The sequence below is a fragment of the Citroniella saccharovorans genome (assembly GCF_035481615.1).
GTDB lineage: Bacteria > Bacillota > Clostridia > Tissierellales > Peptoniphilaceae > Citroniella > Citroniella saccharovorans.
Genome location: NZ_JAYKOT010000003.1, coordinates 813473 through 839519, shown reverse-complemented (window position 1 = coordinate 839519; position 26047 = coordinate 813473). Strand labels below are relative to the sequence as shown.

Here is a 26047-nt window from a genome sequence, read left to right as displayed (position 1 = left end):
AGAGTTATAGCTGGAAAATATAAAGGAAGAAAACTTTTTTTTTCCTAAGTCAAACAATATTAGACCGACTGAAGATAGAATTAAAGAGGCAATATTTAGCATTGTAAATGATAAGATTAATGGAAGTATTTGCTTAGATTTATTTTCTGGAAGTGGACAAATAGCTATAGAATTATTTTCTAGGGGAGCAAAGTTTGTTTATTTAAATGATCTCAGTCAGGACCACCTAGATACTATTTATGAAAATATTAAATTAGTTGGGGAAGAAAAAAATTCTAAGATAAGTAGAAAAGACTACCCAAAAGCAATAAAAACTTTTAAAGAAGAAAGTTTAGATATTATTTATCTCGATCCTCCTTTTGACTTTAACTATGAGCATAATGTTATTAAAATAATTGAGGACTATAAAATCTTAAAAAAAGGTGGTATAATTATATTGGAAACAAATTTAAAGATTATGCCTGAATTTAACTCTTTAAAAGCTACTATCCATAAAACATATTCAGATATAAATATTTATATATTTGAGAGATTTGTTTAAGAAAGGTATTTATATGAGGGCAATTTATCCTGGAAGTTTTGATCCAATAACCTATGGTCATCTTGATATTATAGAAAGGTGCTCAAGCAAGTTTAATAGCGTTTTAGTTGCAGTATTAAATAATAATAGTAAAAAAAGTCTTTTTGATATTAATGAAAGAGTAGACATGATTAAAGAGGTTACTTCTAATTTTAAAAATGTAGAGGTTAAATCTTTTGACGGCTTAATGGTTGATTTTGCTAAATTAGAGGGTGTTGATGTTATTATAAGAGGCTTAAGAGCTGTTTCAGATTATGAATATGAGCTTCAGATGTCATTAGCAAATAAAACTCTTAATCCAAATATTGAGACACTATTTTTAGTTTCTAGTGTAAAATATTTACACTTAAGTTCATCACTGGTTAAAGAAATAGCTTCTTATAAGGGTGATATAAGTTCTTTTGTACCACCTCAGATAGAGAAGAGATTACTTAATAAATTAAATAAATAAGGAGGAAATATGGATATTACACATCTAATTGAAGAGATTGAAGATTTAGTTGAAGATTCTAATTCAGTACCATTTTCAAAAAAGGTTATGGTAGATCCTGATGAATTATATGATATTCTTCATGAGATAAGATCAAATTTACCAGAAGAAATAAAACAAGCACAATGGGTTACTGATGAGAAAGATAGAATTTTATCAGAAGCCCAAAGAGAAGCAGATGCTATGATAACTGAAGCACATAAGGAAGCTGATAAAATCATTGAAGAAGCTAGGATTAAATTTGATAATAGCGTTAATGAACATGATGTAGTTGTAGAAGCTAAGTCTAGAGCAGAACAATTACAAGCTAAAGCTGAACAATCTGCGAGAGCTATGAAAATGCAATCAATAACATATGTTGATGATTTGCTTTCTCAAACTCAAGAAAGACTTAAAAGTGTAGTAAATATGCTTGAAGATAATAGGGAAGAACTTAGAAAAAATTAACATTTAAAAGCCTTTAGATATTTTTCTAAAGGCTTTTATTATAATAAGGACTTATTTTATATTCATTTATATTACTATTTGTAAGGATATTATATAGTGCAGTTGCTCTAGTCTCAAACTCTATTTCCTTAGATTTTTGTGAATCTGCAAGCTTACTAATTATTTTTTCTTTATTATTAATATTTTTTAAAACGTCTCTACCTTTATCATTGAAAGAAAGTGGTCTAATATATAAATCCATATCATAGCTATTATTTTCTAAAATATAATTTAGAATAAATCTTTTAAGTCTAGATTTTTTATATCTTTTTGATGAAATTGAATCTAAAAATAGATTATAATTTATTTTATCAAAATTATTTCTAAATAAATTTTCTAGTCCATTTTCATAAAAAATAATATTTGACACTTCATTATTTTCAACTAATATTTTGTATTTTAATAGTTCATAAATTTTTTCGTTTGAATTGGAAAGTGATTTTAAATCTAAGTTTAAAATAGCTTCTTTTACAAACGGATCCATGATTGATTTTATATTATAATTTTTTTCATATAAACTTGATCTGATAGAGCTAGCTGATGGGTAAAATTCAGTTCTATTTTCATCTAAATAATCCTGACCTACTCTTTTTATTATAATAGGTTTAATATATGTCTTATCAATTGCTCTAAGATACTCTAAGCCTAAGCTATCATTAGAAAATATTTTAAAATTAGATATCAATTCACTTGTAGCCAGTCTAAAGGCTTTAGAATATGAATAATTTAGCTTTAAATATTCTCTTAACTTTTTATTAATAAAAGATTTATTATTTTCAATTATCCTAAAAAAATCTAACAATTCTTCACCTGTTTCCGAACCAAATGCTAAATAATTCGCACCAATTTTGCTTGCTATTTTTACTGCATCATTTGCAAAAAATTCTGCACTTTTTAAACTTGAAAAACTAGGTAGTTCTAGTATTAGATCGAATCCAAGATTAAGGGCAAGTCTTGCTTTAGTGAATTTGTTTACTATGGATAAATCGCCCCTTTGAACAAAATTCCCACTCATAATTCCAACAACGATATCAATATTCTTTTTCTTTACTTCTTCTATAAGATAAAAATGACCTCTATGCATAGGATTTAATTCACATATAATTACTGCAATATTCATATTATCACCTAAATAATTATATCATATACTTTTTAACTTGAAAAAAATATATATTTAAGATATTATATTATTGACTTTTAAAATAAATGGAGGGTATGTTTAATGAAAATATTAATAATCAACTGTGGAAGTTCATCTCTAAAATATCAAATTATAGATATGACAAACGAAAACACTTTATGTAAAGGACTTGTTGAGAGAATTGGTATTGAAGGTTCTAGATTAATACATAAAGTTGAAGGACAAGAAAATTATGTTATAGAAACTCCTATGAAAGATCATAAAGACGCAATAAAACACGTATTTGATGCACTTTTAGATGAAAAACACGGTGTTATTAAATCACTAGATGAAATAAGTGGAATAGGACATAGGGTTCTACATGGTGGACCTGATATGACTGAATCAATATTAGTAGATCAAAGGGTTAAGGATACTATTAAAGAATTTGTTAAATTTGGACCTTTACACAATCCTGGAAATTTAATGGGAATTGAAGCTTGCGAAGAAATTGCACCTGGAAAACCTAACGTAGCTGTATTTGATACTTCTTTCCACCAAACAATGCCTGACTATGTTTATATGTATCCTATACCATATGAATATTATGAAAAATACTCAATAAGAAAATATGGATTCCACGGAACTAGTCATAAATATATTTCTCACAGAGCTCCTGAAGTTATTGGAAAACCAAAGGAAGAACTTAATATAGTTTCTTGCCACTTAGGAAATGGATCTTCATTAGCTGCAATTGCTTGTGGAAAGTGTTTTGACACATCAATGGGACTTACTCCTCTTGAAGGATTAATGATGGGTACTAGATGTGGTAACATTGATCCAACTGTAGATTCTTTCTTACAACAAAATGAAAATCTAAGTGCAGCTGAGCTTAATACGTTATTAAATAAAAAATCTGGAGCATTAGGAGTATCTGGTGTATCTTCAGATTTTAGAGATCTAGAAGAAGCTGCTGCTGAAGGTAATGATAGAGCAAGGCTAGCTCTTGATATGTTTGTAATTAGAGTTAAAAGATTTTTAGGAGCATATATAGCAGAGCTTAAAGGTTGTGACGCTGTTGTATTTACTGGTGGCATAGGTGAAAATTCTGCAACAATGAGAGCTGATATTTGTAAGGATCTTGAACATATTGGAATTAAAATTGACCCAGAAAGAAATAACGTTAGAGGTAAGGAAGCTTTAATTTCTTCTGATGATTCCAAAATAAAAGTATATGTTATCCCTACTGATGAAGAAGTAATGATTGCCAGAGATACAATGGAAATTATTACAAAATAATTGACACCTAGATAAAATTTTTGTATAATTATATAGTTATTAGTTTAAGATTATTATTCTAGTATATATTTAATTTTTAAGGAGGTGTAGAAATGGCAGTACCTAAGAGAAGAACATCCAAGACAAGAAGAGATAAAAGAAGAGCATCTTCTTATAGATTACCTAGGGTTACCTTTACAGAATGTCCAAATTGCCATGAGCCAAAGCTTCCTCATAGAGTTTGTAGAGCTTGTGGATATTATGATGGAAAAGAAATAATTACTGTAGAAAACTAGAATGAAAGATAGTGCTCCTGCACTATCTTTTTTTATAAATAAGGAGATTATATGAGAATTTTAATTGATTGCTTAGGGTCAGACTTAGGATTTGAAGAAATAATCAAAGGGAGCCTTTTAGCTTTAAAAGAGAAAAGTTTTACTCCTGTTTTTTACGGGAAAGAAGAAGAAATAGAAAAATATTTGAAAAATGATAATTTCTCGAAAATAGATTATGAAATTGTAGATTGTACTGATGAAATTCTTAATACTGATTCTCCAACAATTGCAATTAGAAGAAAAAAAGACTCTTCTATGGTTAAAGCTTTAAAAGATTTAAAAAATCCTGAAAACGATGGCTTAATATCTCTAGGATCTACTGGAGCACTATTAGCAGGAGCAACATTAATAGTTGGTAGAATTGATGGAATAAGTAGAGCATCTTTGACGTCTATAATTCCTGGTACTAAATCCAAAACAATTATTTTAGATATTGGTGCTAATGTTGAAGTTGGTGAGGAGCTTTTATATGAATTTTATATTATGGCAAAAGCTTATGCAATTTCATTAGGTATAGAAAATCCGACATTTCAAATATTAAATATTGGCACAGAAAAAGGTAAGGGACCTGATTATTTAAATAGGCTATATGAAAGACTAGAAAAAGAAGAAGACGGTTTTAGAGGTTTTATTGAATCAAAAGATGTTTTAAATACAGATACTGATGTAATAATTACTGGCGGCTTTGCAGGAAATGTTTTAATCAAATCTATAGAAGGAACTGCTAAAACGCTTATGGGACTGTTAAAGAATGCAGCCTATAGCAATTTAAAATCTAAAATTGGTGGACTTTTATTAAAAGATTCTTTAATTGAAATCAAAAATATGCTTGATTATAAAAAATATGGTTCTGCACCACTTCTTGGATCTAAAAAACCTGTATTTAAAGCACATGGTAGAAGCGATTCAACAGCTGTAAAAAACGGTATATTGAATCTCATAAGTTTTATTGAAAAAGATACTATTGGGAATATTGAAAAAATAATAGAGGTGAAAAAAAATGAATGAAAAACAAATTCATGAAATATTAAAGGAAAAGCTTAAAGTTGACAATATTTCAAATGATATGAATCTAAGAGATGATTTCAACACAGATTCAATTGGGTTACTTGAAATTGTTATGGAACTTGAAGATGCATATGATATAGAAGTTGATGATTCAAGTTTACAAAACTTTAAAACAGTTGGAGATGTAGTAAATTATTTTGTTGGGAATGATGATTAATGCCTGAATTAAACGAGGAAAGGCTTGCTGAATTTGAAAAAAAAATTAATTACAAATTCAAAGATAAAGAATTATTGAAATTAGCTTTTACACATTCTTCATATACAAATGAGAATAAAGACTATCCTCACAACAATGAAAGACTTGAATTTTTAGGCGATTCTGTAGTTAATTTGGTTGTAACAGATTTAACTTTTGACCACTTAAAGAATTCAAATGAAGGAGACTTAACAAAGCTAAGGGCCAGTATGGTTTGTGAAAATTCATTTGCAGAAGCTGCAAGAGAGTTAACTATTGATAAGTATATAAGGCTTGGAAATGGTGAGGAAAAGAATGGAGGAAGACATAGACCATCTCTTCTCGCAGATACATTTGAAGCTGTAATGGGTGCAATTTATTTAGACTCAGATTTTAATACAGTCAAGAATTTATTAAATAAGATCTTCAGAGAAGAAGTACTTATTGATTTAACCAATAATGCTTTTCAGTTTGATTATAAAACTCAATTACAAGAAAAATATTTTAAGCTAACTGGGAAAAGAGTAAAGTATATTATTGATGGAGAAAGTGGTCCAGATCATGATAAAACATTTTATAGCTCTGTTAGATGTGATACAAAACTTTTAGGCAAGGGTAAAGGTAAAAGCAAAAAAGAAGCTGAGCATGATGCTGCAAGAGTAGCATTAAATAATTTAGGCTTAGAAAATGACTAAAAGAAATTATATTATACCTATTTTTATTCCACATATGGGATGTAAAAATAATTGTGTATTTTGCAATCAAAGATTTATAACTAAAAATTTAAATCCTATGACTTTAGAGGATGTAGACTTGAATATTAGGACAAATTTAGATTTTCTAAAGGATAAAAATAATATAGAAGTAGCTTTTTATGGTGGTTCTTTTACGGGAATAAATAAGAAAGATATGATAAATTATCTTGAACTTGTTAATGAATATATTAATAAAAATTTAATTAATTCCATTAGACTTTCGACTAGAGCAGACTATATTGACGGGGAAATATTAAATACTTTAAAAAAGTATAAGGTAAAGACTATCGAATTAGGCGTTCAGTCCATGCTACAAGATGTTTTAGACAAAAATATGCGAGGACAAAAAATTGAAGATGTATTAAATTCATCTATTCTTATTAAAAATTATGGCTTTAAGCTAGGTTTACAAATGATGACTGGGATGTATTATTCTAACAAAGAAAAAGATTTGTACACAGCTGAAGCAATTGCAATGTTAAAACCTGATTTTGTAAGAATATATCCTACGCTTGTTCTTCCTGAAACCTATCTAAAAAAATTATATGATCAAGGATTATATAGAGTAATGAACTTATATGAATGTATAGATAGTTTGAATCAAATTGTTAAGGTTTTTGAGTCAAGAAATATCCCTATAGCAAGAATTGGACTTCCATATGAAATTAATGAAAATGATAATCTGATTGGACCTAGGCATCCTTCTTTAAGAGAACTTGTTTATTCTAATATTTATCTTGAAATTATTGAAAAATATCTGGATGATTTTTCAAATGTAAAAGATATTAAAATTTATGCTTCAAATAAAAATCTATCATATATAGTTGGTTATAGGTGTCAAAATAAAAAAAAATTAATAAAAGAATATAAGTTTTTTAATATTTCTTTTAAGTATAAGGATATCGAGGGAATGATAATCGAAAAAGATTCACAGATGATAAATATAAGTAGAGAAGAAATTTTTAAAAGATAACAAGGATTGAAATGAACTTAAAAAGTATAGAAATTCATGGTTTCAAATCATTTGCTAATAAAACTAAATTAAAATTTAATAATAGATTTTCGCTAATAGTTGGTCCAAATGGTTCAGGCAAATCTAATATAGCTGATGCTATTAGATGGGTTTTAGGAGAAACTTCACTTAAAAATATTAGAGGAGAAAATCTATCAGATGTAATTTTTTCTGGTAGCGATCTCTCTAAAGCAATGAATTTTGCAAAAGTTTCGATAATTTTTTCTAATGAAGATAGGAAGTTACCAATAGAGTTAGATGAAGTTGAAGTTACAAGAAAAGTTTATAGAGATGGAGAATCTAAATATCTTATTAACAATAAAAATGTTAGACTTAAAGATATTAGAGAACTTTTTTTAGATACTGGAGTTGGAAAAGAAGGATACTCTATTATTTCTCAAGGTAAAATTGATGAAATATTAAGTTCAAAGCCTAATGAAAGAAGAAAAATCATAGATGAAGCTTCTGGAATCGCGAAGTTTAAATATCAAAAAGAAGAATCATTAAAGAAACTCAAAAATACTGATGAAAATCTTATTAGAATAAAAGATATATTGTATGGCTTAGAAGAAAAATATGAATTTTTAAAAGCTGAAGCTAATAAAGCTGAAAGAGGTCTTTTACTATCTAAAGAACTTAAAAATAATGAATTTTCATTCTATATGAATCAAAAGCAGCAAGAAGATTTAAAAATCAAAAAGCTTAAAGAAGATTTAAATAGAACAAACGTAGATATAGAATCAAAAAGAAATAAATATGATCAGACTACAAAAAATTCAGATAACTTAGATAATGAATTAAATAATTTAGAGAGTGAATTAGATCTTAATTCTCAAAATTACTCTAAAATAAAAGAAGAATTATTAAAAACTCAGTATAATAATGACGTTTTAAATGAAAGATTAAAGAATTTGAATGAGTCTTTAAAAAAGCTAGAAGAAGATATAGAAAATTTCGACTATAACAAATCTAGTATTGAAAATAAATTATCTGAAATAAATAAAAATATTATATCAGAAGAATCAAACATGGAAAGACTTATGCATGAAAAAAATTCTTTTGAAGAAGACTTTAAAAAATCAAAGCTTAAATTTGAAAGTCTTAAGGAAGATCTATCTTTTATAAGAAAAGAAAGTGAATTATTATCAGATAGAATAATTAGCGAAAGATTAAAAGAGAATACAAATAAAATTATTCTAGATAATAAGACTAGAGAAATAGAAAAATTAAAAAATAATCTTAAAGATAATATAAATTCTAAAGAAATAATAGAAATAAACTTAATGGACCTAAATAATGAAATAAGTAAGATACTTAAACAATGCAATCAAATAGAAATTGATTTAAACGATTTATTTGATGAAAGGAAAGATATTCAAAAAAATATATCTTCTTTAAAAGATAGACTTTATATTATTGATCAAAAAAACATGAAAAATATATCTTCACTAAAAGTTTACGAATCTATAGAAAAAAATAATGAATTATATTTTAAGCCTGTCCAAAACCTTCTAAATATTAGCGAAGTTAATAAAGAAATTAAGAAAAGAATTGTAGGGTCTTTTGCTGATTTAATAGACATAGATGAAAAGTATTTGAAAACAATTGAAACTAACTTTTTTTCTTTGCTTCAAAATATTGTAACTTATACAGATGAGGATGCTAAATATTTAGTAGAATTTTTGAAATCTAACAAGATTGGTAGAGTTACATTTCTTCCAATTAATAGATTTAATTATAAAGATTATAATGCAGAAAAGTATAATAATGCGGTTAAAGCCTCTGATATTATAAAATCTGATAAAAATTTAAGGGGTATTATAAATTATTATTTTTCAAAAATTCTTATCACTGATACAAGTGAGTCAGCTCTTAGATTATCTAAGAATAAAAGTTTTTCAAAAGTTTTAACTTTGGATGGGGATGCCTTCTCAACAAATGGTCAAATTGTTGGAGGATATCAAGCTAAATCAAATAATTCTATCCTTTCTAATAAAAAGACAATTGATAAGTTAAATAATGAAATATCTAGAGATAGTTCAATTTTAAGAAATATAAACGAAGAATTAAGCTTTCTTAAGAAAAACTCTTTAAAATTAGATGATAAAGAAAAGGAGTTATTATCATTTAGTAAAATTAAGCTTAGTGAAAAGTTAGAATTAGATAACAAAATAAATATTTCAAAATTTAAACTTAATGAAATTAATAAAGAAATTTCATATTTAAATAAAAGCATTGAAAATCTAGATAAAACAGTTAACGATAATGGTGATTTTAATATAATAGAAGAAGAAAATCGATTGAAACTTCTGAAAGATGAAATAAATTCTAAATCAACTAAAGCTGAAGACTTAAGAACAAATTTAGGCTATTTAGAGACAAATATATTAAAGCTAAATTCAGAGCTAGATATTTCAAATAGAAATATTTTATTATTTAATAATAACAAGATTGAGACTGAAGATAAGCTTGATAATAGCAAAAAACAACTAGATATAAATACTACTGAAATAGCAAATTTAAAAGTTAATATTGAAAAGTTAGACACTGATATTAATGAAAACAATAAAAAAATTAAATCTTTAGAGTTTAAATCGAAATCATTTGAAGATACTATTTTTTCAATAAAAGAGAATATAAGACAAAAAAAGATTTTGAAAAATGAAGTTATGGAAAAAAGATTTGATTTGAATAATGATATTAATTTACTTGAAATTGATTCTAATAAAATATCAGCAAAACTAGATGAATTTCTAATTAAAATAGTTAATGTTAAGAACAAACTATTAGAGGATTATAATTTAACAGAAGAGGCTTTGGAAATTGAACTAGAAAAAATAGATAAAATTGATACAAATCAAAACAAAATTAAGACCATCAGAAAAGACCTTTTAAATATTGGATCTTATTCTATTGAATGTATAGACGAGTTTAAAAAAGTTGAATCAGATTTAAATGAGTATAAGAGTCAATATAATGATTTAATAAACTCAAAAAAAGATATAGAAAATATTATAAAAAAACTTAACACATCAATGCGAATTAGTTTTGATAATTCATTTGATGAAATTAATAGAAATTTTGATAAAATATTTAAAATTTTATTTAATGGTGGAAAGGCTAGAATAGTTAAGACCGATGAAGATGACTTTGAAACTGGAATTGATGTTGAAGTTGAAGCTCCTGGAAAAAAAATGCAGAAACTTAATTTACTTTCTGGCGGAGAAAGAGCATTAACTGCAGTTTCTTTGCTTTTTGCAATATTTGAAACTAGACCATCACCATTTTGTATTTTAGATGAGGTTGATGCAGCACTAGATGACGCAAATATATCAAGATACTTAGACTATTTACAATCATTTAATGATATTCAGTTTATAATTATTACTCATAGAAAATTAACAATGGAAATTGCAGATATAATATATGGTATTACAATGCTTCAAGATGGAACTAGTAAGACAATAACCCTAGATTTTGAAAATCAAACTTTGGAGGCGTAAATGTTTAAAAATTTTTTTAAAAAATTTAAAAATGAAGATAAAGACGAAAATAAAGAAGTATATAAAGAAGAAGAGATAATAGATGCCCTTAAAGATGAAGAATTAATAGACGGAAATAATGATGAAAACATCAATGATAAATTTTCTAATAACCCAGACTTTAAAGAACAAAAAGAGGAAAAAAACTTACAAGATAAATCAGATACTATAGAAGAAAATACAGTTAATAATTTTAATAATGGGAATAAAGAAAATATTAATAATCAATATTTAGAAAGTAATAATAAAAGTATAAAAGATAGTAAAGAAAATTTAGAAGTAGACATCAAAGAGAATATAGTCGATAAAGAAAAAGAAAACAATAAAGAGAAAAAAGGTTTTTTTAAATCTTTTTTTGATGGACTTACAAAAACAAGAGATAATATTTCAAAAAAAATAGACTCTGTTTTAGGAGCATTTACTAAAATTGATGAAGATTTATTTGAAGCTATTGAAGATACATTAATTCTATCTGATATTGGAGCAGAAACAACAATTAAAATAGTTGAAAAGCTTAGAGAAAATGTTAAATTGAAAAGAATTGAGAATCCAGAACTAATAAAAAAAGAGTTAAATGAAGTTCTTAAGGAAGTTATGAAGAAAGATTCTATAGATAATAGTGTGGATATTTCTTCAACTCCACTTATTCTTTTAATAGTAGGTGTTAATGGAGTAGGAAAGACTACTACTATTGGAAAATTAGCAAAAAGGTATAAACTAAGCGGAAAAAGCGTAATGTTAGCTGCTGCAGATACTTTCAGAGCAGCTGCAATAGATCAACTCGGTGAATGGTCTAAAAGAGCAGGAGTTGAAATGATTGCTCATAGTGAGGGTTCAGATCCTGCAGCTGTTGTTTATGATGCTATTGATGCTGCAAGAAATAGAAATATAGATATATTAATAGTTGATACAGCAGGTAGACTCCACAATAAAAAAAATCTAATGAATGAATTAAATAAGATTCATAGAGTTATAGAAAAAAATACCTATGCTAAAAAAGTAGAAACATATATTGTTCTTGATGCAACTACTGGTCAAAATGCTATGAATCAAGCAAAAGAATTTTCTGAAGCAGCTGATATTTCAGGTGTAATTATTACTAAAATGGACGGCACTGCTAAGGGAGGCTTTGCAATTAGACTACAAAGTGAAATGGATTTACCAATAAAATATATTGGATTAGGCGAAAAAGAAGATGATCTTAAAGAGTTTAATACTGATGATTTTATAGATTCAATTATATAAAAAAATAAAAAAACAATAAAAAAACTTGACAAGAAGAAATTATTTTTGTAAAATATCTTATGTCAAGTTTTTTTGTTGACAAGAGGTGATATTTATCGATAAAAGACTAAGAATTTCTATACTTTTAGATTATTATGGTAAACTTTTAAGTAAAAAACAATATGAAGCAATTTCTAATTATTACTTTGATGATTTTTCAATTCAAGAAATAGCTGACAATTCTAATGTTTCTAAACAAGCTATTAGTGACCTTATTAAAAGAGCAGAAAAGAAATTAAATGATATTGAAGCTGAATTAGAAATGCTTCAAAAAACAATGACAATAAAAGACAATATTGAAAATTTAATTCAATTTATAGATAGTTCTGAAAATTTAGATCTAGAAAAAAGTTTAATATTAGATAAATTATCAGCCATTATTAAAAGCTTGTAAGGAGGCATTTTATGTTTGAGAATTTAGGTGATAAATTACAAAGCATATTTGATTCACTAAAAGGTAAGGGAAAGCTTTCAGAAAAAGATGTCGAACTTGCTATGAAAGAAATCAGAATGGCTCTTCTAGAAGCAGATGTTAACTATAAGGTAGTTAAGGATTTTGTAAAAGATATTAAAGAAAGAGCTACCGGACAGGAGGTTATGGAATCTCTAACCCCTGGTCAGATGGTTATAAAAATAGTTAATGAAGAGCTAACGTCTCTTATGGGTGAAAAGGAAGTAAAGCTAAATATATCTTCAAAAAGCCCTACAGTTATTTTAATGTGTGGTCTGCAAGGAGCAGGTAAAACTACTCATTGTGGGAAACTGGCATTTCATCTATTAAAGAAGAAGAAAAAACCTTTATTAGTAGCATGCGATATATATAGACCTGCTGCAATAAAACAACTTCAAGTTGTTTCTAAAGCTGTCGGTTGCGATTTTTTTGAAATGGGAGATAAAGTTTCTGCTGTCGACATTGCAAAAAATGGTATAGAATATGCTAGAAAAAATGGTAATGATTATGTAATTATAGATACTGCTGGTAGACTTCATATAGACGAATCTCTTATGGATGAACTTGTTAATATTAAAAAAGAAGTTAATCCAGATGATATTCTTCTAGTTGTTGATGCTATGACTGGTCAAGATGCTGTTAATGTAGCAGAAAAATTTAATGAAAATTTAGAGATTACAGGCGTAGTATTAACTAAACTAGACGGTGATACTAGAGGCGGAGCAGCCCTATCTATTAGAAAAGTCACCAATAAACCTATTAAATTTATTGGAACTGGAGAAAAAATGGAAAACTTAGAACCATTTTATCCAGATCGAATGGCTTCAAGAATCTTAGGAATGGGTGACGTTCTATCTTTAATTGAAAAAGCTGAAAATGTAATTGATGCTAAGAGAGCAAAAGAATTAGAAGAAAAAATTAGATCTCAATCATACTCATTTAATGATTACTTAGAGCAGCTTGAGCAAATGAAAAACATGGGACCACTTGAAGATCTTTTGTCTATGATTCCTGGAGTCAATAAGAATATGCTTAAAGGTATTAATATTGACGAAAAAGATATTGCTAGAGTTGAGGCTATAATCAGGTCAATGACATATGAAGAAAGAGAAAAGCCAGAAATTATTGATGTAAGTAGAAAAAAAAGAATTGCCGAGGGATCTGGTGTATCACAAGCAAAAGTAAACACCCTATTAAAGCAATTTAGAGAAACAAAGAAAATGATGAAACAATTTACAAATTTAGAAAAAACTGCAAAAAAACGTGGTAAAATGAAATTCCCGTTTTTTAAATAAAAGGAGGAAAAAATGTCAGTAAAAATTAGATTAAAAAGAATTGGAGCAAAAAAGAGTCCATTTTACAGAGTAGTTGTAGCAGATTCTAGATCACCAAGAAATGGTAGATTTATTGAAGAAATTGGCACATATGATCCACTTACAAAACCTGCTACTGTTAAGGTAAATAAAGAAAGAGCTAATTATTGGATTGGCACAGGAGCTAAACCTACAGATACTGTTAATAGACTTTTTAAGAATAATGGAGTTTATGAAAAAACCGAAAATGTAATAGAAGTATCTGAAGAAAAAGAAGAAAATTAAAAGAATCTAAAGAAATATCTTACCAGATACTCTTTATATTCAGGAGGTTTTTATGAAAGATTTAGTACTTAAGATAGCACAATCATTAGTTGATAATCCTAATGATGTAGATGTAAATCTTATAGAAGACGGAAATTTTACAAAAATTGAAATTAAAGTTAATCCTGATGATATGGGTAAAATTATTGGAAAACATGGAAAAATTGCAAAAGCTCTAAGAACTGTTATAAAGGCTTGTGCAACAAAAGATAATAAAAGAGTTCATCTAGATATAATAAAATAATGGATTTGATAAAAGTTGGAGAGATAGTTGCTTCTCATGGTATTAAAGGTGAAGTTAAGCTTTTTCCATTAACTGAAAATATTGAAAGATTTAATAAAGATCAATTTTTTTATATTGACAACCAATCTAAAAAAGTTTCAATTGAAAGATTTAAAACAAGTGGAAATTTATTAATTATAAAATTTAATGAATTTAACAATTTAAATGATGTAAGTCCATTTATAAAGAAATCTTTATATACTTCCAGCGAGGATTTAATTGAACTTAAAAATGATGAATATTTTATTTTTGATTTAGTTGGTTTAAATGTATTTGAAGGGAATAATTTTTTAGGTTATGTAACAGACATAATAGAAAATGAAACAAATGATATTCTTGTTGTTAAAACTGAAAAAAAAGAAATTTTAATTCCTTTTATAAAAGTTTTTATAAAAAAAGTAGATCTTTATAATAAAAAAATCCTTGTATCTTTAATTGATGGTATAATAAATGATATTTAATATTTTAACTTTATTTCCTGAACTTTTTATTCCACTTAAAGAATATGGGATAATTGGGAAAGCAATAAAAGAGAAAATAATTAGTCTGAATTTAATAAATATTCGAGATTTTTCCAAAGATTCACATAAAAAAGTTGATGATGAAATATATGGTGGTGGACCTGGAATGCTTATGACATGTCAGCCAATTGTGGATTCGATTAGAAGTGTAAAAAATAATAAATCTAAAGTTATTTATTTATCACCTCAAGGCTCTAAATTGAATCATAATCTATTAACTAATTTATCTAGAGAAGAGGATTTGATTCTTCTTTGTGGACACTATGAGGGGATTGATCAAAGAGTAATAGATCTTGAAGTAGATATGGAAATTTCAATAGGTGATTTTGTAGTCTCTGGTGGTGAGATTCCGGCTATGATATTGGTAGATAGCATTTCAAGACTTGTAGATGGAGTTGTTGGAAACGAGAAGTCTGTAACAGAAGATTCATTCTATAATGGCTTATTAAAATATCCAGTCTATACTAGACCTAGAGTATTTGAAGGATTATCTGTACCAGATATATTATTATCTGGTGATCATAAAAAAATTGAAGAGTATAGGAAAAAAGAAAGTTTAAGAGTAACAAAGGAAAAAAAGATCAGACTTAATAGATGAATAATCTTGCTAATTAAAAAATAGTATGTTATAATTTGTATTGTAAAAATACGCACATTTCCATATCTTAGTTGTTTATATAATTTGGAGATGGAGGTATAAACTAGGAGGAATAATATGTCAGTTATTAGTATGAAAAACCTTCTTGAGGCTGGAGTTCATTTTGGACACCAAACAAGAAGATGGAACCCAAAGATGAAGAAATTCATCTTTACAGAAAGAAATGGAATCTATATTATTGATTTACAAAAAACCGTTAAAAAGACAGAAGAAGCTTATAAAGCCTGTGAAGAAATTATAGAAAACGGTGGAAAAATTCTTTTTGTAGGTACAAAAAAACAAGCTCAAGAAGCTGTTGAAAGTGAAGCTAAAAGATGCGGTGGCTTCTATGTTTCTCAAAGATGGTTAGGCGGAATGCTTACTAACTTTGAAACTATTAAAAAGAGAATTGCTAGATTAAAAGAATTGGAAAAAATGGAAGAAGATGACGTTTTTTCAGTTTTGCCTAAAAAAGAAGTTACAGCTCTAATCCATGAAAGAGAAAAACTTGAAAGATTTTTAGGTGGAATTAAAGATATGACTTCATTGCCTGATATTCTATTTGTAGTTGATCCAAAAAAAAAATATATAGCAGTTAATGAAGCACATATTCTTGGTATTCCTGTAATTGGAATAGTTGATACAAATTGTGACCCGGATGAAGTTGATTATCCTATTCCTGGCAATGATGATGCAATTAGAGCAGTTAAATTATTAACTTCTACTATAGCAAATGCGGTTATTGAAGGAAACCAAGGTCATCAATATGAAGAATCATCTGAAGATTTAGCTTATGATGAAAATGAAGAAAATATAGAAGATATTGCAGCTGAAGAAACTAATAATGAATTAGAAGAAACAGAAGAAACTGAGGAGGCTTAATTTTATATTAAGCAAATATTTTAGTTAAATAGGGTAGGAGTTAAGAATTTTTCTTACTCATACCCTTTTATAATATTATAAATTAGGAGGGGTTTTAATGGCAGATTTTACAGCTAAAGAAGTAAAAGCATTAAGAGATAAAACAGGAGCTGGTATGATGGATTGTAAGAAAGCTCTTGTTGAAACAAAAGGTGATATCGATAAGGCAGTTGATTGGTTAAGAGAAAAGGGAATAGCTAGTGCTTCAAAAAAATCAGGAAGAATAGCTTCAAGCGGACTTGTAGATTCCTACATTCATCAAGGAAGAATTGGAGTTCTTATTGAAGTTAACTCTGAAACTGACTTTGTAGCAAAGAATGATGACTTTAAAGTATTTGTAAGAGATATGGCTATGCAAGTTGCTGCATCAAATCCTTTATATGTTTCTAGAGAAGAAGTTCCAGAAGAAAAAATTCAACAAGAAAAGCACGTTTTAATCGAGCAAGCTAAAAACGAATCTAAAGAAAAAAATATTCCTGAAGATAAGGCACAAATGATTGCAGAGAAAAAAGTTGAAGGTAGAATGGAAAAATACTACGAGGAATATTGTCTTGTAGATCAACCATTTATTAAAGACCCTTCAAAGAAAGTTAATGATGTATTAACTGATATTATTGCTAAAATTGGAGAAAATATTAAAATTAGAAGATTCACTAGATATGAAGTTGGTGAAGGACTAGAAAAAAGAGAAGAAGATTTTGCTGAAGAAGTAAAGAAACAAATGGGAGAGTAATTTGAAGCGCTTTAGCGCTTCAAATTTTATAATAATAGGAGGAAAATTTGAAACCTATTTATAAAAGAATAGTTTTAAAGTTAAGTGGTGAAGCTTTATCTGGTGGCAAAGGTCATGGACTTGATGATGATACTATTAATAATATATGTAGTGCCATTAAGGAAATAAAAAAAACAGGAGTTGAAATTGCTATTGTTGTTGGTGGTGGAAACTTTTGGAGAGGAAAAACTAGTACTCTAATGGATAGATCTACATCTGATAATATGGGGATGCTTGGAACGGTAATAAACGCTTTGAGGCTTCAGGCATCGTTAGAAGAAATGGGTGTAGATACTAGAGTACAAACAGCTATACAGATGCAAGAAATTGCAGAACCCTATATCAGACGTAGAGCCATTAGACATCTTGAAAAAGGTAGAATTGTTATATTTGCTGCTGGAACAGGTTTACCATATTTTTCCACAGATACTACGGCTGCTCTTCGTGCTTGTGAAATTGACAGTGATGTTATTCTAATAGGTAAGCGTGGAGTAGATGGAGTTTATAATAAAGACCCAAATAAATATAGTGATGCTATTAAATTTGATAAATTAACGCATTATGAAGTTTTGACTAAAGGTCTAGAAATAATGGACTCTACTGCCGCTTCTCTCTGTAGAGATAATGAAATTGATTTGGTTGTTTTTGGACTTGATGACCCTTTAAATTTAATAAGAATATTTGAAGGCGAAGAAATTGGAACTGTTATTAAATAGGAGGCATTATGTATCAAGAAGTTATTAAAGATTTGGAAGAAAGATCAAAGAAAACTATAGCTTCATTAAAAAATGAGCTAATGAATATTAGAGCAGGAAGAGCAAATCCTCAACTTGTTGAAAATATACAAGTTTTATATTACGGAAGTATGACTCCATTAAAACAAGTAGCATCTATTTCAGCACCTGAGGCTAGGCTTTTAGTAATACAACCATGGGATGCAAAAGTTTTATCTGAAATTGAAAAAGCTATTTTGAAATCAGATTTAGGTATTACTCCTTCTAATGATGGAAAAATTATTAGATTACCATTTCCAATTCTAACTGAAGATAGAAGAAAAGAATTGATTAAAGTTGCAAAAAAAGAAGGCGAAAACTCGAAAATTGCAGTTAGAAATTTAAGAAAAGATGCTATTGATGAAATAAAAAGAATGGAAAAAGAAGAATCACTTCCTGAAGATGATAGAAAAAATGCAGAATCAGAAATCCAAGAAGTTGTTGACAAGTATAATGAATTAATTGACGATACAATTAAAGAAAAAGAAAAAGAACTTATGGAGTTTTAGTGAAGTTGAGATTTTCTCAACTTCCGGTTTATTTAGTTTATTTTGGAGGAACTATGATTAATAACAAGGAAATTATTCCATTCCATATTGGAATTATTATGGATGGAAATGGAAGATGGGCTAAAAAGAGAAATTTACCTAGAAGCTATGGTCACAAAAAAGGGATGGATACTGTTATTAAGATCGTTAGAGAGGCTTCAAATAAAGGTATTAAAATTTTAAGCTTATATTGCTTCTCTACTGAAAACTGGAAAAGGCCAAATTTAGAAGTAGAAGCTTTAATGAATTTACTCGTAGTATATATCGAAAATGAACTAAATAAACTAAATGAAGAAAATGTAAAAATTATGGTAAGTGGAGATATTTCAAAATTACCAAAAAGGTCTTTAGATGCTGTAGAAAAATCGATTTTAACAACTAAAAATAATACTGGTATGATTTTAAATTTACTTATTAATTATGGTGGACGCGATGAAATATTAAGGGCTTTTAAAACTATACATACAGAAATATTAGATGGTAATTTATCTATTAATGATTTATCTACTAATACAATATCTAAGTATCTGTATACTTGTGATTTAAAAGACCCTGATCTTATTATTAGGACAGGCGGGGAGTTAAGACTTAGTAATTTTTTAACTTATCAATCATCTTATTCGGAACTATATTTTACAGATAAATATTGGCCTGATTTTAATGAGTATGATTTAGATTTAGCTATATCTGAGTTTAATAACAGAAATAGGAGGTATGGGAATATTTAATGAATAATTTTATCAAAAGAACTATTACTGGTATTCTTTTATTAGCAGCTGTTATACTTTCCTTAAAAATAAGCACCCATATCCATCTTGTTGCTGTATTTATTATTGCTTTATTATCTAGCATAGAGTTATCTTTTGCATTTAAACATATGGGTGTTAATTACCCACTAAAATTACAAATTATATTGGGCTTAGTATATTTTATTATGATATATTTTAAAAAAGAATATTTTTTGTTACTACTTTTTGTATTTCAATTAGCAATAATAATTGCTGTTCTTGGACATAAATATGATTTAAAAGATATGTCTTTTTTTATATTAAGTTTTATATATGTGTTTATTAATTTTTCTATTCTAATTTTAATTAAAGAAAAGAAATATATTTATTTAATATATATGAGTAGCTGGTCAACAGATACTTTTGCCTATTTATTTGGTAGTTTGCTAGGAAAAAGAAAACTAATTGAAAGGATTAGTCCCAACAAATCTGTAGAGGGAGCTATATTTGGAACCATATTTTCATCCTTATCTACAACCATACTTGCCTATTTTTTAGGAATAAATAATTTATTTATATGGTTTTTTGTTTTTTTAATAAGTTCAATTTTTGCTCAATTAGGAGATTTAGTTGCTTCTTATATAAAAAGATCAGCTAAAATAAAAGATTTTTCACATATTTTATTAGGACATGGAGGAATATTAGATAGATTTGATTCTATTTTATTTGTTGCTCCAATAATATTTATTTTTTATAAATTATTAGGAAGGTGATTATTATTACAATATTAATAGCTTTACTTGTGTTTTTAATAGTTATATTAGTTCATGAATTTGGACATTTTGCTGTTGCTAAACTTGTAGGTATAAAGGTAAATGAATTTGCAGTTGGTATGGGACCAAAGCTTTTTCAAAAACAAAAAGGGGAAACTTTATATACTTTTCGTATTCTTCCAGTTGGTGGATACTGTGCTATGGAAGGGGAAGATGAGGAGTCTAATGACCCAAGAAGTTTTGTAAATGCAAAATGGTATAATAAAATTTTTGTTTTAATTGCTGGAGCAAGTATGAATTTCTTTTTAGCTTTAATTCTTTTAATAGGCGTTGGTTTTTTTGTTGGTCAACCTAATACTACGATTAAAGATTTTACTGATTCATCTACTGCAAAGTTATCTGGACTTGAAATTGGCGATAAAATTATAAAAGTAAATAGTGTAAATATAAAGAAATGGGAAGATATTTCAAATGAAATATCTAAGGCTGATGATATATTTAATATAACTGTTGATAGAGATGGCGAGATAATTTCATATAGCGTTGAAAAAAAGGATAATAAGATCGGTATTTATCCAGACAATGATAAAACTTTAGGGAGCGCAATATCTTATGGACTTTCTAGTTTTGCAATGGTATTTAATGAGATGATTAAATTTTTAAAAATGGTTTTTACTGGTGGAATTTCACTAAAAGATGTATCAGGACCAGTTGGTATTGTCTCAACAATTGGAGATGCTGCAAAAATTGGATTCGGATATTTAATAATGTTAGCAGCTTTTATAAATATAAATGTTGGTTTTTTCAACTTACTCCCTATTCCAGCGCTTGATGGTTCAAAAGTATTGGTTACAATTTTAGAAAAAATAAGAGGAAAAAGATTTAATCAAAATGTGCTTGGATATATTAATTTAGCAGGTTTTGCTTTTTTAATTTTATTAATTATTGTTGTAACATTAAAAGATATTGGAATAATTAAATAGGAGATTATTTTGAGAAAACATACAAAACAAATTATGGTTGGGAGCGTTCCTGTAGGTGGGAACTCTCCCATTACTATACAATCAATGACAAATACAAACACTTCAAATATAGAGGAAACAGTCAATCAAATAATAAAATTAGAAGATGAAGGATTAGACATTATTAGATGTGCAGTAAATAGTTTAGATGATGCTAAAGCCATAGTAAAAATTAAAGATAACATTAGTGTTCCATTAATTGCAGATATTCAATTTGACTATAAGCTTGGACTATATGCTGTTGAGTATGGATGTGATTGTTTAAGGATTAATCCTGGAAACCTAAAAAAAGAAAGTGAAATAAAGGAAATAGTTAATAGTTGCAAAAGAAGAAAAATACCAATTCGTATTGGTGTAAATTCGGGATCAATTCACAAGGATATTATTGAAAAATATAATGGTGTAAATGTTGAATCGCTTGTAGCAAGTGCAATTCTTCAGACTAAAATGCTTGAAAAATATGATTTTACAGATATAAAGCTTTCAATAAAATCTTCTGATGTTTTGACTATGATTGAATCCTATAAAAAGCTTTCTAGTTTAGTCGATTATCCATTACATTTAGGCGTAACTGAAGCTGGTCCATTTTTTTCCTCTAGCATAAAATCAAGTATAGGTATTGGAAGCTTATTATCTCAAGGAATTGGTGATACAATAAGGGTTTCTATTACTGGAGATCCTTTACTAGAAGTAAAAGTAGGAAAAGAGATATTAAAAAGTTTAAAATTAAGAAAATTTGGAGTAAATATAGTTTCATGTCCAACTTGTGCCAGAACTAACGTAGATTTAATAAAAATAGTGAATGATGTTGAGGAAAAAGTCAAAGGAATCAAGAAAGATATTACTATAGCAATTATGGGCTGTCCAGTAAATGGTCCTGGAGAAGCTAAAGAAGCGGATATAGGTGTGGCTTTTAGTGGGGAAGATTCTATATTTTTTAAAAAAGGTCATTTTTACAAAAGATGTGATAAAAGTAGATTAATTGAACAATTATTAGAGGAAATTAATCTATTGTAGAAAGGGGTATTTTGTGAGCTTTTTTACAGATATAAATAAAATAAGTACAGACCTTAATTTTAAAGAAGCAGTATATAATGAGAAAAGCAAATCTTTAAATGTTTATCTATCATACTCGGATAATGGAAAAGAATATGACCTAGAAAGTATAAAAAAAGAAGTTAGTAACTTGTTTTCAAATGTTAATACTATTATAGAAATAGAGGTTATTCAAAAATTTGAAGATTTTAATAGTGAGGATATACTGCAATTTATTAAAAATTTCTTTGAAGAAAATAATATCATATTTGTTGAGTCTAATCTTACGTATGATTTATCTGAAGAGAAACTTAATTTATATTTTAAAAATGAGAATAGTTACGAAACTTTTAAGGCAAAATTATATAATAATTTAAAATTAAAATTAAAATCTAAATTAGGAAACAGATTCAATATTTATTATAAACTTGATAGAAATGTAGATTTAAAAGATATTTTAGAAAAAAACAAAGTAAAGAATAACGAAATAGCAAAAAATTTTACGGATCAAATAAATAAAATCCCTAAAAAAGACACTGAAAATATAAATAATAATGATTTTTATATAGGTAGAAAAATAAAAGGGGATATCATTAATATTTCTGACTTAAATGATTCAACATATAAAGCAAATATTGAAGGACAAGTATTTTCTTTAGAATATAGAGAAATAAAAAATGATACTTTTATAATAAGTTTTAATATAAAAGATGAAACTGACGCTACTACCTGCAAGGCTTTTTTAAAAAAAGATAAAGCTCGTTTGTTTCAAGATAATATAGATAATGGTGATTTTGTTCTTGTATCAGGAAATTATGGTTTAGATTCATATACAAACAATTATACGCTAAGTATAACTAGTATAACTAAAACTACTGAGAAGAAAAAAGTTGATACGTCTATTAATAAAAGAGTAGAGCTTAGATGCCACACTCAAATGAGTTCCTTTAATGGCTTTTTAAACTTAGAAAGTCTAATTAAAAGATTAAAAGATTATGGTCAAAAAGCTATATCAATTACAGATCAAGACTCATTACAGTCCTTTCCTATTTTGATGGACTTAGCTGAGAAAAACGATATTAAGCCAATTTATGGACTTGATACTAATGTTTATGATGATTATCTACCAATATTTTTAAATACTGATGAAAATACAAATTATAATAAAATTGTAGTTTTTGATATTGAAACAACTGGACTTGGTAATAATTTTGACAAAATAACTGAAATAGGAGCAGTTAAACTAGAAAATGGTATTATTGTTGATAAATTTTCTGCTCTAATAAATCCTGAAGTTCCTATACCTGAAAAAATAATGGAACTTACAGGTATAACAAATGAAATGGTTAAAGATAAACCAACTTATAAAGAAATTATACCTAAGTTTATTGAATTTTGTAGAGGATATATACTTGCAGCACATAACGCAGAGTTTGATATAAGTTTTATAAGAACATATTGTAATAAGTTAAATATTGAGTTTAATTTTCCTATTTTAGACACACTTTATTTATCTCGATTTATTTTATCAGATTTATCAAATCATAAACTTCATACTGTAAACAAAAAGCTTGGTCTTAAAAATTTTAATCATCATAGAGCAGTTGATGATGCTGGTGCAACAGCTGAGATACTAAAAAAACTCATATTAATACTTGAAGATAAATCTTTAAAATTTGATTCTAGTTTGAACACTGGTAAAACAGAATGGAATAAATTATTTACTAGCTCAAATAATATGTTAATTTTAGCTAAGAATCAAATTGGATTAAAAAATCTATATAAATTATTTAGCTATTATCACTTAAAAACTATATATAATGGTCCAAGGTTAAAGAGAGAAACTTTAGATAAATTTAGGGAAGGCCTTTTAGTAGGTTCTGGAAATATAGAAGGAGAGTTATATAAAGCTATTATGCAAGGACTTCCAGATGAAGACCTTATAAAAATTGCTGATTATTATGATTTTTTAGAAATTCAGCCTAGAAGTAACTACATTTATTTAGTAAAAAAATCAGACTCTAGATTTGCTTTATCTACAGAAGAAGATATAGATTTTATTAATAAAAAAATTATTGAATTGGGGGATAAGACTAATAAAATTGTTGTAGTTACAGGAGATGTTTTCTATCTTAATCAAAGAGACTCCATATATAGAGACATAGTAAGACAAATTCAGTTCAAGAGAAAATTTAATTTATCGGATCAGCTATATTTTAAGTCAACAGATGAGATATTAAAAGAGTTTGATTATTTAGATAAAGAAGTAAGAGAGAGAGTTGTTATTGATAATACAAATTATATTAGTGATCAAATAGATTTTTTACGCCCTATACCTAAAGGAAAGTTTCCACCTCATATTGAAGGTTCAGATGTAGATTTAAGAAGTAGCACATACAAAAAAGCTAAGGAGATATATGGTGAAAAATTACCTGAAATAGTAGAAAATAGACTAGAAAAGGAATTAAATTCAATAATATCAAATGGTTATGCAGTTCTTTATATGATTGCTAGAAAGCTTGTTTTAAAATCAAATGAAGATGGTTATCTAGTTGGATCTAGAGGATCTGTTGGCTCTTCTTTTGTTGCTACCATGGCTGGAATAACTGAAGTTAATCCACTTATACCTCATTATATATGTCCAAATTGTAAATATTCAGAATTTATAACAGATAATTCATATGATGTTGGAATAGACTTACCAGATAAAAAATGTCCTAATTGTAATACAGAATTAAAAAAAGACGGAAACACAATTCCATTTGAAGTTTTTTTAGGATTTAAAGGTAACAAGGAACCTGATATTGATTTAAACTTTGCTGGAGAATATCAACCTACTTGTCATAAATATACTGAAGAAATTTTTGGAGAAAAAAATGTTTTTAGAGCTGGTACAATCGGAGCTTTTGCTCAAAATACAGCTTATGGTTACGTAAAAAAATATATGGAAGAGAATGATTTAGTATTTAGCCCAGCTAGAGTGGAGGAAATTACTGAGGGGATTTTTGGCTCTAAAAGAACAACTGGACAACATCCTGGTGGAATTATAGTAATTCCAGATGAATATGAAATTGAAGATTTTACACCAGTCAATTATCCTGCTGATGATCCAAATTCTGGAGTTATTACTACTCATTTCACATATAATTCACTACATGAAACAATTTTGAAACTTGATCTTCTAGGTCACGATGTTCCAAGTATTATAAAAATGTTATCAGACTTTACAAAAACAGATCCAAATGAAATACCACTTACTGATAAAGAAACTATGAGTATATTTTCAAATACAGATGCCCTTAAACTATATGAGGAAATTCCAGATCTTGATGTAGGTACATTAGGAATTCCTGAATTTGGAACTAAATTTGTAAGAGGAATGTTAAGTGAAACAAAACCATCTACTTTTTCTGAGCTGATAAGAATTTCTGGTTTATCACATGGTACAGATGTTTGGCTCAACAATGCTCAGTTACTTATCAAAGAAAAAAAGAGCAGTATTAAGTGAAGTAATTTGTACTAGAGATGATATTATGACTTTTTTATGTTCAAAAGGTCTTGAGAATAACTTAGCATTTACCATCATGGAGAGTGTTAGAAAGGGAAGAGGCTTAAAACCTGAAATGATAGAAGAAATGTCTAAAATAGATCTTCCTGATTGGTATATTGATTCATGTTTAAAGATTAAATATATGTTTCCAAAAGCTCATGCAGTAGCCTATGTAATGATGTCTTTTTCGTATTGCTTATCATAAAGTTCATAATCCCGAGGCATTTTATGCAACTTATTTTACAGTTAACTTAAATTATTTTCCAGGAAG

The 26047-nt window shown here is 27.4% G+C and carries 28 protein-coding genes; 27 read left to right on the top strand and 1 reads right to left on the bottom strand.

What is annotated here, in order from left to right:
• The first annotated feature begins 10 nt into the window (after positions 1-10).
• Genes rsmD through VLK81_RS06485 form a run of 3 tightly spaced genes read left to right on the top strand, consistent with a single transcriptional unit; the run spans position 11 to position 1517 of the window.
• Positions 11-541: a 16S rRNA (guanine(966)-N(2))-methyltransferase RsmD gene (gene rsmD, locus VLK81_RS06495; RefSeq protein WP_324620487.1), complete on the top strand. Its 531-nt coding sequence runs from the start codon at positions 11-13 to the stop codon at positions 539-541.
• Positions 542-554: 13 nt separating this feature from the next.
• The gene (coaD, locus tag VLK81_RS06490) at positions 555-1031 is read left to right on the top strand and encodes a pantetheine-phosphate adenylyltransferase (RefSeq protein ID WP_324619841.1); all 477 of its coding nucleotides are present in this window, start codon (positions 555-557) and stop codon (positions 1029-1031) included.
• 9 nt (positions 1032-1040) lie between these two features.
• Positions 1041-1517: an ATPase gene (locus VLK81_RS06485; RefSeq protein WP_324619840.1), complete on the top strand. Its 477-nt coding sequence runs from the start codon at positions 1041-1043 to the stop codon at positions 1515-1517.
• 25 nt (positions 1518-1542) lie between these two features.
• Here the strand turns inward: VLK81_RS06485 and VLK81_RS06480 are convergent, their stop codons facing one another.
• Positions 1543-2676 carry a nucleotidyltransferase family protein gene (locus tag VLK81_RS06480; protein ID WP_324619839.1) on the bottom strand — a complete coding sequence of 378 codons (1134 nt, stop codon included), beginning with the start codon at positions 2674-2676 and terminating at the stop codon, positions 1543-1545.
• A 102-nt stretch (positions 2677-2778) separates the two neighbouring features.
• Between VLK81_RS06480 and VLK81_RS06475 the strand changes: the two genes are divergently transcribed.
• From VLK81_RS06475 to VLK81_RS06360, 24 genes are all read left to right on the top strand, one after another.
• Positions 2779-3975 (top strand): acetate/propionate family kinase, encoded by a 1197-nt coding sequence (locus VLK81_RS06475; RefSeq protein ID WP_324619838.1) that lies wholly within the window; start codon positions 2779-2781, stop codon positions 3973-3975.
• 92 nt (positions 3976-4067) lie between these two features.
• The gene (rpmF, locus tag VLK81_RS06470) at positions 4068-4250 is read left to right on the top strand and encodes a 50S ribosomal protein L32 (RefSeq protein ID WP_324619837.1); all 183 of its coding nucleotides are present in this window, start codon (positions 4068-4070) and stop codon (positions 4248-4250) included.
• Between the two features lie 51 nt (positions 4251-4301).
• Positions 4302-5297, top strand: a complete 996-nt coding sequence (plsX, locus tag VLK81_RS06465; RefSeq protein WP_324619836.1) for a phosphate acyltransferase PlsX — start codon at positions 4302-4304, stop codon at positions 5295-5297.
• A complete protein-coding gene (locus VLK81_RS06460) occupies positions 5290-5514 on the top strand; it encodes an acyl carrier protein (protein ID WP_324619835.1) in 225 nt (74 codons plus the stop codon). Before plsX ends, VLK81_RS06460 begins: the two co-directional genes overlap by 8 nt.
• On the top strand, positions 5514-6227 hold the full coding sequence (gene rnc, locus VLK81_RS06455) for a ribonuclease III (RefSeq protein ID WP_324619834.1): 714 nt from the start codon (positions 5514-5516) through the stop codon (positions 6225-6227). The genes VLK81_RS06460 and rnc overlap by 1 nt, the downstream gene beginning before the upstream one ends.
• Positions 6220-7260, top strand: a complete 1041-nt coding sequence (locus VLK81_RS06450; protein WP_324619833.1) for an elongator complex protein 3 — start codon at positions 6220-6222, stop codon at positions 7258-7260. The genes rnc and VLK81_RS06450 overlap by 8 nt, the downstream gene beginning before the upstream one ends.
• An 11-nt stretch (positions 7261-7271) precedes the next feature.
• Positions 7272-10802, top strand: a complete 3531-nt coding sequence (gene smc, locus VLK81_RS06445; protein ID WP_324619832.1) for a chromosome segregation protein SMC — start codon at positions 7272-7274, stop codon at positions 10800-10802.
• Positions 10803-12086, top strand: a complete 1284-nt coding sequence (ftsY, locus tag VLK81_RS06440; protein WP_324619831.1) for a signal recognition particle-docking protein FtsY — start codon at positions 10803-10805, stop codon at positions 12084-12086.
• 85 nt (positions 12087-12171) lie between these two features.
• A complete protein-coding gene (ylxM, locus tag VLK81_RS06435; protein ID WP_324619830.1) occupies positions 12172-12519 on the top strand; it encodes a YlxM family DNA-binding protein in 348 nt (115 codons plus the stop codon).
• Positions 12520-12530: 11 nt separating this feature from the next.
• Positions 12531-13871, top strand: a complete 1341-nt coding sequence (ffh, locus tag VLK81_RS06430) for a signal recognition particle protein (protein ID WP_324619829.1) — start codon at positions 12531-12533, stop codon at positions 13869-13871.
• Positions 13872-13883: 12 nt separating this feature from the next.
• Positions 13884-14174 (top strand): 30S ribosomal protein S16, encoded by a 291-nt coding sequence (gene rpsP / locus VLK81_RS06425; protein ID WP_324619828.1) that lies wholly within the window; start codon positions 13884-13886, stop codon positions 14172-14174.
• A 52-nt stretch (positions 14175-14226) separates the two neighbouring features.
• Positions 14227-14457, top strand: coding sequence for a KH domain-containing protein (locus VLK81_RS06420; protein WP_324619827.1), 231 nt, complete (start codon positions 14227-14229; stop codon positions 14455-14457).
• Positions 14457-14957, top strand: coding sequence for a ribosome maturation factor RimM (gene rimM, locus VLK81_RS06415; protein ID WP_324619826.1), 501 nt, complete (start codon positions 14457-14459; stop codon positions 14955-14957). Before VLK81_RS06420 ends, rimM begins: the two co-directional genes overlap by 1 nt.
• A complete protein-coding gene (gene trmD, locus VLK81_RS06410; RefSeq protein WP_324619825.1) occupies positions 14947-15615 on the top strand; it encodes a tRNA (guanosine(37)-N1)-methyltransferase TrmD in 669 nt (222 codons plus the stop codon). The genes rimM and trmD overlap by 11 nt, the downstream gene beginning before the upstream one ends.
• Before the next feature lie 117 nt (positions 15616-15732).
• Positions 15733-16536, top strand: a complete 804-nt coding sequence (gene rpsB, locus VLK81_RS06405; RefSeq protein ID WP_324619824.1) for a 30S ribosomal protein S2 — start codon at positions 15733-15735, stop codon at positions 16534-16536.
• Positions 16537-16633: 97 nt separating this feature from the next.
• A complete protein-coding gene (gene tsf, locus VLK81_RS06400) occupies positions 16634-17308 on the top strand; it encodes a translation elongation factor Ts (protein WP_324619823.1) in 675 nt (224 codons plus the stop codon).
• A 47-nt stretch (positions 17309-17355) separates the two neighbouring features.
• Complete coding sequence (gene pyrH, locus VLK81_RS06395) at positions 17356-18063, top strand: UMP kinase (RefSeq protein WP_324619822.1); 708 nt, start codon at positions 17356-17358, stop codon at positions 18061-18063.
• An 8-nt stretch (positions 18064-18071) separates the two neighbouring features.
• On the top strand, positions 18072-18629 hold the full coding sequence (frr, locus tag VLK81_RS06390; RefSeq protein WP_324619821.1) for a ribosome recycling factor: 558 nt from the start codon (positions 18072-18074) through the stop codon (positions 18627-18629).
• 53 nt (positions 18630-18682) lie between these two features.
• Positions 18683-19396 (top strand): isoprenyl transferase, encoded by a 714-nt coding sequence (locus tag VLK81_RS06385; protein WP_324619820.1) that lies wholly within the window; start codon positions 18683-18685, stop codon positions 19394-19396.
• The gene (locus tag VLK81_RS06380; RefSeq protein WP_324619819.1) at positions 19396-20169 is read left to right on the top strand and encodes a phosphatidate cytidylyltransferase; all 774 of its coding nucleotides are present in this window, start codon (positions 19396-19398) and stop codon (positions 20167-20169) included. Before VLK81_RS06385 ends, VLK81_RS06380 begins: the two co-directional genes overlap by 1 nt.
• 29 nt (positions 20170-20198) lie before the next feature.
• The gene (rseP, locus tag VLK81_RS06375; protein WP_324619818.1) at positions 20199-21152 is read left to right on the top strand and encodes an RIP metalloprotease RseP; all 954 of its coding nucleotides are present in this window, start codon (positions 20199-20201) and stop codon (positions 21150-21152) included.
• 6 nt (positions 21153-21158) lie between these two features.
• Positions 21159-22208 (top strand): flavodoxin-dependent (E)-4-hydroxy-3-methylbut-2-enyl-diphosphate synthase, encoded by a 1050-nt coding sequence (ispG, locus tag VLK81_RS06370; protein ID WP_378142962.1) that lies wholly within the window; start codon positions 21159-21161, stop codon positions 22206-22208.
• A gap of 13 nt (positions 22209-22221) precedes the next feature.
• A complete protein-coding gene (locus tag VLK81_RS06365; RefSeq protein ID WP_324619816.1) occupies positions 22222-25734 on the top strand; it encodes a PolC-type DNA polymerase III in 3513 nt (1170 codons plus the stop codon).
• 25 nt (positions 25735-25759) lie between these two features.
• Entirely contained in the window at positions 25760-25981 is a 222-nt protein-coding gene (locus VLK81_RS06360; RefSeq protein WP_324619815.1) for a hypothetical protein, read from the top strand.
• The last annotated feature ends 66 nt before the right edge of the window (positions 25982-26047 follow it).